Raw genomic sequence first — 13524 nt, forward strand, 5'->3', positions numbered from 1 at the left:
CGGGGCAGCTTACGGCGTGGCGTAGCCCGGCGGCTGTTCGAACAGGCCGCGGCGCCGGATCTCAAGCGCCCGCCCGATCCTCAGCGCCAGCGGATCCTGGAAGCGGCGAACCGCGATCTGCAATCCTGCGGGCAGACCATCGACGAGACCGATGGGGACGCTGAGCGCCGCCATGTCGAGGAGGTTCACCATGCGGGTAAACGTCCCAAGCGGGGTCGTTGTCTCATCGATGTCGGACAATGGCGGCGCGGTAATCGGCGCCGTCGGCGTCAGGAACGCATCGGCGCCCTCGAGATCGCGATGAAACTGGATCTGCGCGGCCCGGCGCCTTGCAATCAACTCGTGATAAGCCGCAAGGCCGATTTCCCTGCCCTTGAGAACCCGCATGCGGATCGCCGTGCCGACGATGCTGCCCGCGGGTTCCACGTAACGGCCGAGATGATGCCAGGCTTCGACGGCCATGATGTCGCCGGCCAGGGCCTTGTAGGTGTCGTAAGATTGCGGCATCGGCATCCGATCGACATTGGCACCGAGCGCCTCCAGTTCGGCGACGGTGGAGTCGAAGCGGCCCAGTATGCCGGGGTCTACACCGGCAAGGTCCGCGGCCGAGGGGATGCGCAGGCGAACGCCCGATATGCTCCGCTCGAGCCCGTCGAGCGGCGAGGTCGGCGCCACGCCAAAGGTGGCCGGATCGCCGGGATCGGGACCCTCGAGCGCGGCCAGCAGAAGGGCTGCATCCTCCACCGACCGGGTCATGGGACCGATGCTGTCGAAGGACATGGCAAGCGGCAGCAAGCCGCCGCGCCCGACAAGGCCGAAGGACGTCTTCAGGCCCACGATACCGCACATGGCGGACGGATTGCGGATGGAGCCCGTAGTGTCGGTGCCGAGCGCAACCGGCACCAGTCCGGCGGCGACGGCCACGCCCGAACCGCTCGACGATCCGCCCGGCGCGCGCGGGGTGGCGCTGTCACGCGGGTTCAGGGGCGTACCGGCGACCGGGTTGGTCCCCCAACTGCCGAAAGCAAATTCCACGGTGTGGACCTTGCCCAGCAGGATCATCCCGGCCGCGACAAGGCGTTCGATTGCCGTTGCCGTGGCGGTTGCGGGTTCGCCGGGAAGCGCTTTCGAACCAGCCAGGGTCGGATAGCCTTCGACGTCAAGCAGATCCTTGGCCGCGAAAGGGATACCGTCCAGCGGCCCTTTCGAGGCGCCTCGACGGCGACGCTCGTCGGCTTCCCCGGCGGCCTGGAGCGCAGCTTCGGGAAACAGCCGGACGAACGCATGCAGCGAATTGTCATGAACGCCGACACGATCCAGTGCGCGCCGGACGATTTCGGTCGAAGATGTGCTGCCGTCCGCGAGCGCGCGGCCGAGTTCGGCGGCGGTGGCGAAGGCGGAAATCCCTTGGGCGGTGGCGTTCATGCTGTCCTACCTGTGCGAGTCGGTGAAATGAAGCATGGAAAACCAGCTTGCGGGAGAGCCAATTGGGCCTGGAGATGAAATTGAAGCCGTTGCTGATCATGGTTGCGCCGAACGGAGCGCGCAGAACGAAGGCCGATCATCCGGGACTGCCGATGACCGCCGACGAACTTGCCGAAACGGCGAGGCAGTGTCTCGTTGCCGGCGCCGCCGCCATCCATGTGCATGTCCGCGATGCTTCAGGCCGGCACACGCTTGACGCCGCGCTTTACCGGGATGCCATCGCGGCGATCCGGGAGCGGACGCAGGGCGTCATGGCGATCCAGATCACGACCGAAGCGGTCGGGCTCTATTCGCCACGCGAACAGATGGATCTTGTTCGGGCGCTTCATCCGGTTTCCGTCTCGATCGGCTTGCGTGAGATAGTCAGCGATGGCGAGGCGGAGCCGGCCCGCTTCTTCGCATGGGCCGGCCGGGAAGGCATCTCGGTCCAGCACATTCTCTATGATCGAGCCGATCTCGACCGTTTCATCGATCTGCGGCGGCGAGGCATTCTGACGGAGCCCACAAGCCCGCGGCTGCTGTTCGTCCTTGGGCGCTATGCCGCCGATCAGGAAAGCCGGCCCGAAGACCTCGATGTCTTCCTTGAAGGGCTCGACGCGCATGGTCTTGAAGGCGCCGTATGGTCGGTCTGCGCCTTCGGACGGGGCGAGACCTTGGCGCTGACGGCGGCGATCGCGGCGGGAGGGCACGTGCGGGTCGGCTTCGAGAACTCTCTCTGGCACGCCGATGGCAGCCTCGCCCGCGACAATGCCGAACGGGTCGCGGCGATCGTCGATGCCGCCGGTCGCACGGGACGCCCGATAGCTTCTGCCGCGCAGGCGCTTGATATTCTCGGAATTGCCCGCCAGCAGTGACGGCCCGCGCGCCTTGTTAGGGGATCGGCCGCACGCCGAGAGTTCTGCAAATTCGCCACGGAAGGACGGGACGGTCTCGAACGAAGCGCTCCGATCCTGCATCCAAACCGGGCGGCTTGCCTTGCGAGCCGTCTTCCTTTTGCGTTTTATCGCGGATGGCCCGGAACAATGGCCCCAATAAGAGGTTTGGTCGCGACGTAGCCAGCGACGGAGCCAGCGATGTCCGAGCATGTTCCCCCAAATTCCTCCGGTCTCAGCAGACGAAGCTTCATGACCGCGACCGTTTCCGCAGCTGCGGTGACTCCGCTTCTGGCCTCGACCGCCAGGTCCGAGGAGCCAGCGTCTGCTGCCGCCAAGCCAAACGAGCCTGTCATGACGACACTCACCATCAACAAGCAGCCGTACAATCTGGCGCTCGACAGCCGAACCAGCCTGCTCGACGCCTTGCGCGACCATGTCGGCCTGACGGGCACGAAGAAAGGCTGCGACCATGGCCAATGCGGTGCCTGTACGGTGCTCGTCGATGGTCATCGCGTGCTCTCCTGCCTCAGCTTCGCGGTGATGAATGAAGGCAAGGCGGTAACCACCGTCGAAGGGTTGGCGTCGACGGATGGCGGCCTGCATCCGATGCAGCAGGCCTTCATCGATCACGACGCGTTCCAGTGCGGCTATTGCACGCCCGGCCAGATCATGTCCGCGATCGGCTGCGTCGACGAGGGACATGCCGGTTCGGAGGACGACGTTCGCGAATATATGAGCGGCAATCTTTGCCGATGCGCGGCATACCCGAACATCGTCGCGGCAATTGTACAGGCCCGCGACCAGATCAGGAGAGCCTGAGATGCATCCTTTCGTCTATGAGAGGCCCGCCAGCCTCTCCGCGGCGGTCGCCGTCGCCTCGCGCTCGGCCACCACGCATCCGCCGACGCAAGCCCCCGCGCAGTTCATCGCCGGCGGCACCAATCTCGCCGATTATATGAAACTCGGCGTCGCCCGGCCGGAACGCTTGCTCGATCTGAACGGTCTCTCCGAACCGGCACTGCGGCGTATCGAGACCGGTGGTGAGGGTCTGCGCCTTGGCGCTCTTGTGCGGATGGGCGACGCGGCCGAGAATGCCGAGATCAAGCGTCGGTATCCGGTGATCGCGGAAAGCCTGCAACTGGCGGCAAGCGGCCAGCTGCGCAACATGGCAAGTCTTGCCGGCAACATCCTGCAGCGGACCCGCTGCGAATATTTCCGCGAAACCTCATGGCCATGCAACAAGCGCGAGCCAGGCTCGGGCTGCGCCGCGATGGAAGGATTCAACCGCCAGCATGCCGTGCTGGGGACCAGTGAGAACTGCATCGCCACCTATCACGGTGATTTTGCCCAGGCCCTGATCGCGCTTGACGCCACGGTTCATGTACAGGGGCATAGCGGGCGGCGAAAGATTCCGTTTGCCAGCCTGCATCGCCTGCCCGAGGACAGCCCTCACATCGAGACCGACCTGGCACCCGACGAGATCGTCACCGCCATAGAGGTGCCCGCCGGCGCATGGACCAGGCGCTCGCGCTATCTCAAGATCCGCGATCGGCAATCCTACGCGTTCGCCCTTGCATCGGCCGCGGTCGCCCTCGACCTCGACGGCGAGACCGTGAACGAGGCGCGCATCGCGCTTGGCGGCGTGGCCACCGTACCCTGGCGGGCAAGAGCGGCGGAGGAGATCCTGCGCGGCAAGGTGCTCGACGAGGCAGCGGCGGCCGAGGCGGCCGAAGCCGCGTTCGCCGAGGCCCAGCCGCGTCGGCACAACGCATTCAAGATAGAACTCGGCAAGCGAACCTTGATCAGGGGGCTGCTCGAAACCCGTGACATGAAGGTGTGATCATGAACGTCGCCGCTCCACAGCCGAAGGAAAATATGGGACAGCCGCTGCCGCGTATCGATGCGCGGCTGAAAGTGACCGGTCAGGCCGAATATGCGGCGGATCTCCCGGCCGCCAACATTGCGCACGCCGTGCTCGCGACGAGCAGCATCGCCAGGGGCAAGGTCGCCAGGCTTTACCTGGATGACGCGCGCTTGGTGCCCGGCGTCCTCGACATCGTCACCTATGGCGACCTCGACAAGGTCGAGGCGCCGAAATTCGGAAACACCGGCGCGAGTTCTATCGGGCCGCTGCATGACAAGGCGATCTTCCACGACGGTCAGATCATTGCGCTGGTGGTCGCCGAGACCTTCGAGGCGGCCGAGGAGGCGGCGCAAAGAATCCGCGCGGACTATACCGAGGAAAAACCGACTGCCAGTTTCGACATGCCGGGGACAAAGACTATCGACGCCGCCGGCAAAAGCCCGTTGTTCAAGGAGGACGTCAAGGCCGGCGACTTCGATGCCGCTTATGAATTGGCCCCGGTGAAGATCGATGCGCGGTATTCGACGCCGACCCAGCATCACAACCCGATAGAGCTGTTCTCGACCACCGCTGTTTGGCAAGGCGACCAGCTGACCGTTTACGAGCCCTCCCAGAACGTGACCGGCTGGAAGGTCGAGTTGGCGCGGCAATTGAGGCTCGACCCCGCGAATGTGCGCATCGTCTGCCCTAACGTAGGCGGCGCGTTCGGCTCGAAGGGGCCGATGACGGCGCGAACGGCCATCGTGGCTGTGGCCGCCAGGCGGCTTGGCCGGCCGGTGCGCTGTGTGGTCAGCCGCATGCAGGCGTTCGGCACCCAGACCTATCGGGCCGAAACCCGGCACCGCATCCGCATCGGCGCCGGCAAGGACGGCCGCATCACTGCTTTCGGCCATGAAGGCTGGGAGGTGACCTCCAGGCCCGATCCCTATGTCGTCGGCGGGACTTCGGCCACCGGTCGCATGTATGCCTATGGCTCGGTGCTGACGCATGTCTCGCTCGTTCAGGCGGATCGCAACACGCCCGGTTATATGCGCTCGCCGCCCGAGACGCCCTACGTCTATGCGCTCGAGAACGCCATGGACGAGATGGCCGTCGCGCTCGGCATGGATCCGGTCGAATTTCGCCGGACCAACGAGCCCCAGAAGGAGCCGATCGGCGGCAAGCCGTTCTCCAGCCGGTCGCTGATGAAATGCTACGATCAGGCCGCCGATGCCTTCGGCTGGACGAGACGGGATGCGAAAGTCGGCTCGATGCGTGACGGCGACTGGCTCGTCGGCATGGGATGCGCGACGGCAGTCTACCCGACCGCGGCCGCGCCATGCGCGGCCCGCGTGCGCCTGACGTCGGAAGGAGACGTGCGCGTGCAGTGCGGCTCGCATGAAATCGGCACCGGTGTGCGAACCGTTGCCGGCCAGATGGCGGCGGAACGCCTCGGTGTCGACATCGGCAAGGTCGCCGTCGAGATGGGCGACAGTGCCTTGCCGCCGGCACCGGTATCGGGAGGTTCGATATCCACTGCCAGCGTCTGTTCGGCCGTGCTCAAGGCGTGTGATGCTGTGCGCACGAAATTGTTCGCGGCAGCGGTAGCGGAGGGTGGCCCTCTTGCAGGCTCGCACAATGAGGAGCTGGACCTCCACGAGGGACGGATTCTCACCAAGGGCGGGGCATCGGCAAGCACTGCCGACATATTCAAGGCCATGCAGGTAGGCGCTATCGAGGAATATGCCGAATTCGCGCCGAAGGGCTCGACCCCCGAAGCGCTCAAGAAGCTCTATGCCGGCCAGTCGGAATTCCACGGCGGCGAGTCCGATGCGGATTCGGTGAAATATGCGTTCGGGGCTGAATTCGTGGAGGTGCACATCAACAGCTACACGCGCGAAATCCGTGTGCCGCGCATCGTCGGGGCGTTCGCGGCCGGCCGCATCATGAACACGCGCACCGCGCGCAGCCAGCTGATGGGAGGCATGATCTGGGGCATTGGCCAGGCCCTGCATGAGGCGACCGAGATCGACACCCGCTATGCCCGCTACGTCAACCGCGACCTGCAGGATTATCTCGTCCCAGTGAATGCCGATATCAGGGATCTCGAGGTGATACTGGTCCCGGAGATCGACCATGAGGTCAATCCGGCTGGTGTGAAGGGCCTGGGCGAACTCGGCAATGTCGGTACCGCCGCTGCCGTCGCCAGCGCCGTCTACCACGCGACAGGCAAGCGGATCCGCGACTTGCCGATCAGAATTGACGATCTGATCGTTTGAAGACCGGGGCGATGAGGATTGCTCCGCCGCAACAGGCACGGATTTATCCCCGTCCAAGTTCACTGCCTTGTGGATCGGGATGCGATGCGTCAGGAGATCCGACTGTTCGTGCCAGGGTGATCCGGAACAGCCGGAATCCTTCCCGCCCCATCGGATGGAACTGGCCGTAAGAGCGCTCAGCGTTGGGTCAATGCGCGGTCACGTCGCCTTGCCGACGGCCACGTCCATTTCCATCTCGCCTTCCGAAATGTCGTCGAACGAGGCGTAGTTCATGTTGTAGAGGCGGGCGTAGAGGCCCTGTCTTTGCATCAATTGGTCGTGATTGCCGCTTTCGACGATCTCGCCGTTCTGCAGCACGATGATGCGGTTGGCGCCGCGGATGGTGGCCAGCCGGTGGGCGATGACCAGGCCGGTGCGGCCCTCCAGCAGTTTTACCAGCGCCTTCTGGATCAGCATCTCGGTGTAGGAATCGATGCTGGCCGTGGCTTCGTCCAAGACAAGGATCTTGGCATCGGCCACCAGCGCCCGCGCGAAGCTGATCAACTGGCGCTGGCCGAGCGACAGATTGCCGCCGCGCTGCTCGAGTTCGGTGTCGTAGCCGTCGGGCAGGTCCTCGATGAAGTCGTGCGCGCCAACGGCCTGCGCGGCGCGCACCACCTCTTCGCGGGTGGCGTCGGCCTTGTGGTAGCGGATGTTCTCCAGCACCGTGCCGGAGAACAGGAACGGCTCCTGCAGCACCATCGCCACCTGCTCGCCGAGCGAGTCCTGAGTGAGGTCGCGCACGTCATGCCCGCCGACCAGCACCTGGCCCGACCAGACATCGTAGAAGCGGTGGACCAGCGCCATGGAGCTCGACTTGCCCGAGCCGGTCGGGCCGACCAGGGCGACGGTCTCGCCCGGATTGACGCGGAAGGAGATGTTCTTCAGCACCGGCTGGTTCTGCCGGTACCCGAAGGTGACGTTCCTGAACTCGACCGAGCCGTCCATGTCGCCCGACAGCGCGATGGCGCCTTGCCTGTCGCTGACCTCCACCGGCACGTCGAGCACTTCGGAGATGCGCTGGCCCGAAGCCATGGCGCGCTGCATGACGCTGTACTGCATGGTGAGCGAGCGGATCGGGTCGAAGAAGCGCTGGATATAGAACAGGAACGCCACCATGATGCCGACATCGAGACCGTGCGAGAGCACCATGGAGCCGCCGACGACGATGACCGTGGCCATGGCGATGCCGGTCAGCGTGTCGACGATCGGCACCATTACCTGCGCGTATTTCGCCGACCTGAGATGCGCATTGAGATTGGACAGCACCTTCTCGTCATAGAGGTCGAAATTGACGTGCTGGCGTTCGAGACTCTGTACCGTGCGCACGCCGTGAATGCCTTCGGCCAGCGCGCCGTTGGCGATTGAATTCGTTTCGTGCGCCGCCATGAAGGCGACCTTGGCGCGTGGCAGCCAGAACAGGCGCACGATGAACAGCATCGGCATGGTCGACAGCGTCAGCAGCCCGAGCCGGAAATCGAGCCACAAAAGCACGCTGACGATGCCGAACAGCAGCACGATATCGCCCACCGACATGACCGACGTTTCGAGGAACTCCTGCATCGAATTGACGTCGCCCTGCAGGCGCGACATCAGGCGGCCTACCTCGGTCTTGTCCATGAAGCTCAGCGAGACACGCTGGAGGTGGCCGAACATGGCGCGGCGCAGATCCGACAGCACGTTCTCGGCCACCTTGCCTACGACGCTTTCCTGCACATGGCTGGCGGCATAGTTGATGAGGATGATGACGGCGAAGATGCCAGTCGCCCAGATCATCACCGACCGGTCGAGCCTGCCCGGCGCCATGCCATGGTCGATCGCGTAGCGGATGATCAGCGGGATCGCCAGTTGCGTCAGCGTGAACACAAGCACCGCCGCGACCGAGATGTAAATCCGCCCCTGATACGGGCTCACGAAGCTCCAGATGCGCCGCACGATGCGCGGGTCATAGGCTTTGCCGAAAACCTCTTCCTCGTCGCGGTGCGAACCGACGACCGCCTTTGTCGGCCGCCCGCTTTTGTCTTCCTTCTCGTCATCGTCCTGCGTCGACATCATGCGGCTCCCTCGAGCCGGTCGTCGTCCGGCTGCAGCTGCAGGTCGTGGAGCGCGCGGTAACGGCCACCGAGCGCCAGCAATTCCTCATGCGTGCCGCGCTCGACGATGCGGCCGCCTTCCACGAACAGGATATGGTCTGCATGCATCAGCGAGCTCAGCCGGTGCGAGATGATGAGCGTCACGCGGTCCTTGGCAAAGCGCTTCATCGCCGTCCGGATCCGCTGCTCGGTGCCGGCATCGATCGCGGCCGTCGAATCGTCGAAAACCAGCACCGATGGTCGCAGCATCAGGCTGCGCGCGATGGTCAGGCGCTGGCGCTGGCCGCCGGAGAGCGACGCCCCGCGTTCGCCGACGACCGTGGTGTAGCCCGCCGGAAGCCCGATGATGTAATTGTGCAGCTGGGCATACTCTGCGGCTTGGCCGATGCGGGTCTCCCGCGCCCAGGGATTGCCATAGGCGATGTTGTTCTCGATCGAGGTCGTGAACAGGAATGCGTCCTGCTGCACCACGCCGACCGCCTTGCGCAGCGATTGCAGCGTGACGCCGCGGATGTCCTGGCCGTCGATGGTGATAGCGCCCGAGGTGACGTCGTAGAAGCGCGGGATCAGGTGTGCGATGGTCGACTTGCCGCTGCCTGGCGGGCCGACGATACCGATCGTCTTGCCGGACCTGGCCTCGAAGGAAATGCCGGAAAGCGTCGGACGCTCGCCCGCACCCTCATAGCGGAAGCCGACATCCTCGAAGCGCAGCACGCCGTCACTGATGACGAGGTCCTTGGCGTCGGGCGCATCCTTGATGTCGAGTTCGGCGTCGAGCAGTTCGAACAGCCGCGTGCCGCAGGTCGAAGCGCGCGCGAAGGAGTTGACCATCAGGCCGAGCTGGCGAACCGGCATCTGCAAAATGGTCATGAAGGTGAGGAACTGGGCCAGCGTGCCGACGCTGATCTGGCCTGCCATCACCTTCTGGCCGCCAAACCACAGCACGAGGCCCATGGCAGCCAGGAACGAGAAATTCATGGCGCTGGTGTTGCTGACGCGGATATCGACGCGCTCATTGGCGAGGTCCAGCGCGTTCTGCTTGGCCCGGTCGAACTTTTCCATCTCGTGCTTCTGCGCCGCGAAAGCGCGCACCACACGGATGCCGCCGAGATTCTCGTCCATCACCCGGCTCAGCACCGACAGCCGCTCCTGCAGCATCAGCCAGGTGCTGCGCAGCCTGAGCTGGGTAACCGAAGACCGCCAGGCGACGAACGGCACGAAGCTCAGGCTCAAGAGCCCGAGCACGAGATCGGTGCTGATCAAGAGATAGGCGCCGACGCCGATCAGCACGCCAAGCAGCACGACGCGCAGTATGCCGGTGGAAAAGAACATGCGCACGCCGTCGAGGTCGAGCAGCCCGAGCGTGATGAGGTCGCCGGTGTGGACCTTGTCGTGGAAGGAGAAGCTCAGTCGCTGGATCTTCTCGTAGAATGCCAGGCGCAGCTCATAGCCGGTCCGATGGCCGACCGCCTCGCCAAAATAGTTCTGTGCCATGGTGAAGAGGCCGCGCAGGATGCTGACGACGAGCAGCGTCAGCGCCGTATTCCACAGCGCCTGCTCGGCCGCGGCATTTGCACCGGCAGCCACCACGCCTTGCGCCTGGTCGATGGCGCGTCCCAGCAGGCGCGGAATGAAAAGCTGCAGCGTCGCGGCGATGAAGGTCGAGACGATGGTGATGGCGACTTGCCAGGGATGGCGCAGCGTCATGCGCATGATACGCAGCAAGGTGCCAAGGCCCTTGCCCCAGGAGGCTTGCGCCACATGGGCAAACGATTTGCCGCGCCCCGCCGCGCTGCCGATTGCTTGCGTGTTCAAGGAATTATCCAAACCGATCCGGACTTTAGCCCGGACGAATGAAACAGACTCAAATTCAAGTGGCGTGATGTTACGCGCCTCCCACGCGGCCGTTCAAGGGCCAATGACAGCTTCGCGCTGTGCCTGAAATGACACGCCCGTATTTCGCGCAATGATCGCGCTCATCATCACGCTGCCCGCCCAAATAGAAAAATTGTTCGTCCCGGCCGCATCGAAAAGCCGATCGTTCCTTTCCCGGCGAGCTTAACTCCATGAGATTTGAGGCATCGATGGCGGCTTCGTCCGCTGAAAAGGGAGCAGCACATCCACGGGCCCGGTTTTTCCGGGTGAAGTTTTCAAGCAGCATCCGGAAAGAACCCGGGAAGGAGCTGATATGCCCAGAATAGTGCCCGTGCTCGATCTGAGCCGTCTCGAACAAGGCGCGTCGGAGCGCCGGACGTTTCTGGCGGATCTGCGCTCCGCGTCGCGCGACATCGGTTTTTTCTATCTGGCGGGCCACGGCATCCCATGGGCCGACATCAGCGAGGTACTCGCCGCTTCGCGGCTTTTCTTTGCCCTGCCGGAAGCCGACAAGCTGGCGATCGAGATGGTCAATTCCTCGCAATTCCGAGGTTATACCCGCGCCGGCGGTGAACTGACCAAGGGCAAGGCCGACTGGCGCGAGCAGCTCGACATCGGGGTCGAACGCCCGTCCATCGCGCAAAGTCCGGGGATTCCTGCCTGGACGCGGCTGCAGGGCCCTAATCAGTGGCCGTTGGCATTGCCGGAGCTCAAGCCGGCGCTGCTGGCCTGGCAGGCCAAGGCGACGGCCGTGGCCATCCGCCTGCTCAAGGCCTTCGCGCTGTCGCTCGACCAGGCCGAGGACGCTTTCGATCCGATCTATCGCGGCGAGCCCAATCATCGCATGAAGATTGTGCGTTACCCCGGCCGCGAAGCGACCGGTGGCGACCAGGGGGTTGGGGCGCATAAGGATGGTGGCTTCCTGACGCTGCTGCTCCAGGATGACAACAAGGGGCTGCAGGTCGACTATGACGGAAGCTGGGTGGATGTGGATCCGATTCCCGGAACGCTCGTCGTCAACATCGGCGAGCTGCTGGAGCTCGCCTCGAACGGCTATTTGAAAGCCACCATACATCGAGTCGTGACGCCGCCCGCCGGCGTCGAACGCATCTCGGTGCCGTTCTTCTTCAGCGCCAGGCTCGATGCCACGATACCGCTGCTGGAGCTTCCCGAGGAACTGGCGGCGCAGGCGCGCGGGCCGGCCAGCGATCCCGACAATCCGCTGTTTCGCGATGTCGGAACCAATGTGCTGAAGAGCAGGCTGCGCTCCCATCCCGACGTTGCGCGGCGTCATTATGCCGATCTGCTTGAGGCCGAGACCCCGGCAGGCTGAGCCATTCGGCAGGTAGAAATTTTTGTAGGACAGCACGATTTTAGGATCGTATTCGTCGCCAGCGCGCGAAAATGGGCTCAAGATAAAATTATCGTTCGAGGTTTCCTCCATTCCTCCGAACGATGTTCCCCTCTGAAGGTTATGACCTTCTTTCTGGCCGGGCCGTCCTCGCGCCCGGCCATTTTTCTTTGCCGGGAGCAGTTTTTGGGGCCTGGGAAGCGCGCCACGACGACACGCGATTTTCTTGGAAATGCTTTCTCTTGCGTTCCACTTGGGAAGGCGCAACCTGTCCAATCCAGTCACCACCGCGAAAGAGAGATGCTCATGACATCCAATGTCGCCGTCATTGCCGGAGCGGGACCCGGATTGAGCGCCTCGCTTGCGCGCCTTCTCGCAAGGGAAGGTTTTCGTGTCGTGCTGGCCGCCCGCAACGTCGAGAAGCTCGACCCGTTGCTGGCGCAGACCGGCGCCCAAGCCGTGGCAACAGATGTCTCCGATGCCGCGTCGGTGCAGCGCCTGTTTGACGTCGCCGAGGAGACCGGTCCGTTGTCGCTCGTGGTTTTCAACGCCAGTGGACGCGCCCGTGGGCCGCTCGCCGAGCTCGATCCCGAAGCTGTCAGGCAGGCCTTGCTGGTCGGGGCCTATGGCGGCTTCCTGGTTGGCCAGCAGGCGGCCCGCCGGATGCTTTCGCAAGGCTCGGGCTCGATCTTCTTCACGGGCGCGACGGCAAGCGTCAAGGGATTCGCCGGCTCGGCCGGTTTCGCGATGCCTAAATTCGGCGTGCGTGGACTGGCGCAATCCATGGCTCGGGAACTGGCTCCCAAGAACATCCATGTCGCGCATTTCATCATCGATGGCGCCATTGCGTCGACCGCGCCGGGAGAGGCTCCCGACCCTCAGGATCGGCGGCTATTGCCGGACGCGATCGCAGAAGCCTATCTCTCCATCCATCGCCAGCACCGCAGTGCCTGGACCTGGGAACTGGAGCTCAGGCCTTGGGTCGAGACCTTCTGATCGCATGGCGAGCTATGCGGCTTTCGCGCGGCTTCCATGCACGGTGGCGGGGAGAGTCGACATTGCATGGGGATGTCACTATATAGCGGCGGCTTCGATGGCTGTGCCTGGAAACGGCAACGTCATCGGGCAGCTGTTGTGACAGCCATTGAGATGCAAACGGACCTGAAAACCGTAAGAAGCAAGTAGAAGCAGCCTCTCGAGGCGGGACAGGATTCCCGCCAAACGATACCCGCCCCCCAGAAACAGAAAATGTTCTTCAATCCTCTATTTCCTTTGGCTCTGTGGACCTTGGACGACATCGGCTTGCCGTCCGGTGGCGACTCGGCTGGAATGGGGACATGCATCCTTCACCGGATGCCGACGTTTATGATTACCAACCGGCTTCGCCGCCAGGGAAAAGCAATATGAGTGAGCACGCCATCGAATTCTTGCAGGGATGGATTGGCGAAAAAGTCCATTGCCAGTCCCACGCCAGGATCGAGAAGCAGGCCGAAACGCTGGCCAGGGAATGCGCTGCCAAGGCGGCCGAGGTCGGCATACCGCTGGAGGATATCCAGGAAGAAGTCGGCGATATCCAGGAACTCATTGCCTCCCGGCTCGAGGAAGCGGCCGAGGCCGACGAGCACCAGCAGGCAGCGAGCAAGGCCGCAGAATAAATTCAGAAGCAAACCTGTATGAGTACGCG

Annotated in this window: 10 protein-coding genes; 7 read left to right on the forward strand and 3 right to left on the reverse strand. The window is 63.8% G+C overall.

Features of this window, described 5'->3' with window-relative positions; all coding sequences use genetic code 11:
• Positions 1–9 precede the first annotated feature (9 nt).
• The gene (locus LB532_RS21175; protein ID WP_140642475.1) at positions 10–1425 is read right to left on the reverse strand and encodes an amidase; all 1416 of its coding nucleotides are present in this window, start codon (positions 1423–1425) and stop codon (positions 10–12) included.
• Positions 1426–1505: 80 nt separating this feature from the next.
• On the opposite strand from LB532_RS21175, the gene LB532_RS21180 reads away from it, so the two are divergent.
• The 4 genes from LB532_RS21180 to LB532_RS21195 all read left to right on the forward strand — a co-directional run bounded on the left by LB532_RS21180 (position 1506) and on the right by LB532_RS21195 (position 6482).
• Positions 1506–2339, forward strand: coding sequence for a 3-keto-5-aminohexanoate cleavage protein (locus LB532_RS21180; RefSeq protein WP_224557140.1), 834 nt, complete (start codon positions 1506–1508; stop codon positions 2337–2339).
• A gap of 219 nt (positions 2340–2558) precedes the next feature.
• Entirely contained in the window at positions 2559–3179 is a 621-nt protein-coding gene (locus LB532_RS21185; protein ID WP_140642479.1) for a (2Fe-2S)-binding protein, read from the forward strand.
• Between the two features lies 1 nt (position 3180).
• Positions 3181–4200, forward strand: a complete 1020-nt coding sequence (locus tag LB532_RS21190; RefSeq protein ID WP_140642481.1) for an FAD binding domain-containing protein — start codon at positions 3181–3183, stop codon at positions 4198–4200.
• A 2-nt stretch (positions 4201–4202) separates the two neighbouring features.
• Positions 4203–6482 carry a xanthine dehydrogenase family protein molybdopterin-binding subunit gene (locus tag LB532_RS21195; protein WP_140642483.1) on the forward strand — a complete coding sequence of 760 codons (2280 nt, stop codon included), beginning with the start codon at positions 4203–4205 and terminating at the stop codon, positions 6480–6482.
• A 198-nt stretch (positions 6483–6680) separates the two neighbouring features.
• Here LB532_RS21195 and LB532_RS21200 read toward each other — a convergent pair whose 3' ends face one another.
• Both LB532_RS21200 and LB532_RS21205 read right to left on the reverse strand, forming a co-directional pair.
• A complete protein-coding gene (locus LB532_RS21200; protein WP_140642485.1) occupies positions 6681–8573 on the reverse strand; it encodes an ABC transporter ATP-binding protein in 1893 nt (630 codons plus the stop codon).
• Positions 8573–10429 carry an ABC transporter ATP-binding protein gene (locus LB532_RS21205; protein ID WP_140642487.1) on the reverse strand — a complete coding sequence of 619 codons (1857 nt, stop codon included), beginning with the start codon at positions 10427–10429 and terminating at the stop codon, positions 8573–8575. The genes LB532_RS21200 and LB532_RS21205 overlap by 1 nt, the downstream gene beginning before the upstream one ends.
• A gap of 373 nt (positions 10430–10802) precedes the next feature.
• On the opposite strand from LB532_RS21205, the gene LB532_RS21210 reads away from it, so the two are divergent.
• The 3 genes from LB532_RS21210 to LB532_RS21220 all read left to right on the forward strand — a co-directional run bounded on the left by LB532_RS21210 (position 10803) and on the right by LB532_RS21220 (position 13495).
• Positions 10803–11822, forward strand: a complete 1020-nt coding sequence (locus LB532_RS21210) for an isopenicillin N synthase family dioxygenase (RefSeq protein WP_140642489.1) — start codon at positions 10803–10805, stop codon at positions 11820–11822.
• 324 nt (positions 11823–12146) lie between these two features.
• Positions 12147–12836 carry an SDR family NAD(P)-dependent oxidoreductase gene (locus LB532_RS21215; RefSeq protein WP_140642490.1) on the forward strand — a complete coding sequence of 230 codons (690 nt, stop codon included), beginning with the start codon at positions 12147–12149 and terminating at the stop codon, positions 12834–12836.
• 407 nt (positions 12837–13243) lie between these two features.
• Positions 13244–13495, forward strand: coding sequence for a DUF768 domain-containing protein (locus LB532_RS21220; protein WP_140498383.1), 252 nt, complete (start codon positions 13244–13246; stop codon positions 13493–13495).
• The last annotated feature ends 29 nt before the right edge of the window (positions 13496–13524 follow it).

Origin of the sequence: Mesorhizobium sp. ESP-6-2 (assembly GCF_020164675.1) — a bacterium.
Classification (GTDB): Bacteria; Pseudomonadota; Alphaproteobacteria; order Rhizobiales; family Rhizobiaceae; genus Mesorhizobium.

Bases quoted from the DNA above. Each gene is read 5' to 3' on its own strand.
- LB532_RS21215 (WP_140642490.1), top strand. From the start codon at position 12,147: ATGACATCCAATGTCGCCGTCATTGCCGGAGCGGGACCCGGATTGAGC.
- LB532_RS21200 (WP_140642485.1), bottom strand. From the start codon at position 8,573: ATGTCGACGCAGGACGATGACGAGAAGGAAGACAAAAGCGGGCGGCCG.
- LB532_RS21175 (WP_140642475.1), bottom strand. From the start codon at position 1,425: ATGAACGCCACCGCCCAAGGGATTTCCGCCTTCGCCACCGCCGCCGAA.
- LB532_RS21210 (WP_140642489.1), top strand. From the start codon at position 10,803: ATGCCCAGAATAGTGCCCGTGCTCGATCTGAGCCGTCTCGAACAAGGC.
- LB532_RS21190 (WP_140642481.1), top strand. From the start codon at position 3,181: ATGCATCCTTTCGTCTATGAGAGGCCCGCCAGCCTCTCCGCGGCGGTC.
- LB532_RS21195 (WP_140642483.1), top strand. From the start codon at position 4,203: ATGAACGTCGCCGCTCCACAGCCGAAGGAAAATATGGGACAGCCGCTG.
- LB532_RS21220 (WP_140498383.1), top strand. From the start codon at position 13,244: ATGAGTGAGCACGCCATCGAATTCTTGCAGGGATGGATTGGCGAAAAA.
- LB532_RS21185 (WP_140642479.1), top strand. From the start codon at position 2,559: ATGTCCGAGCATGTTCCCCCAAATTCCTCCGGTCTCAGCAGACGAAGC.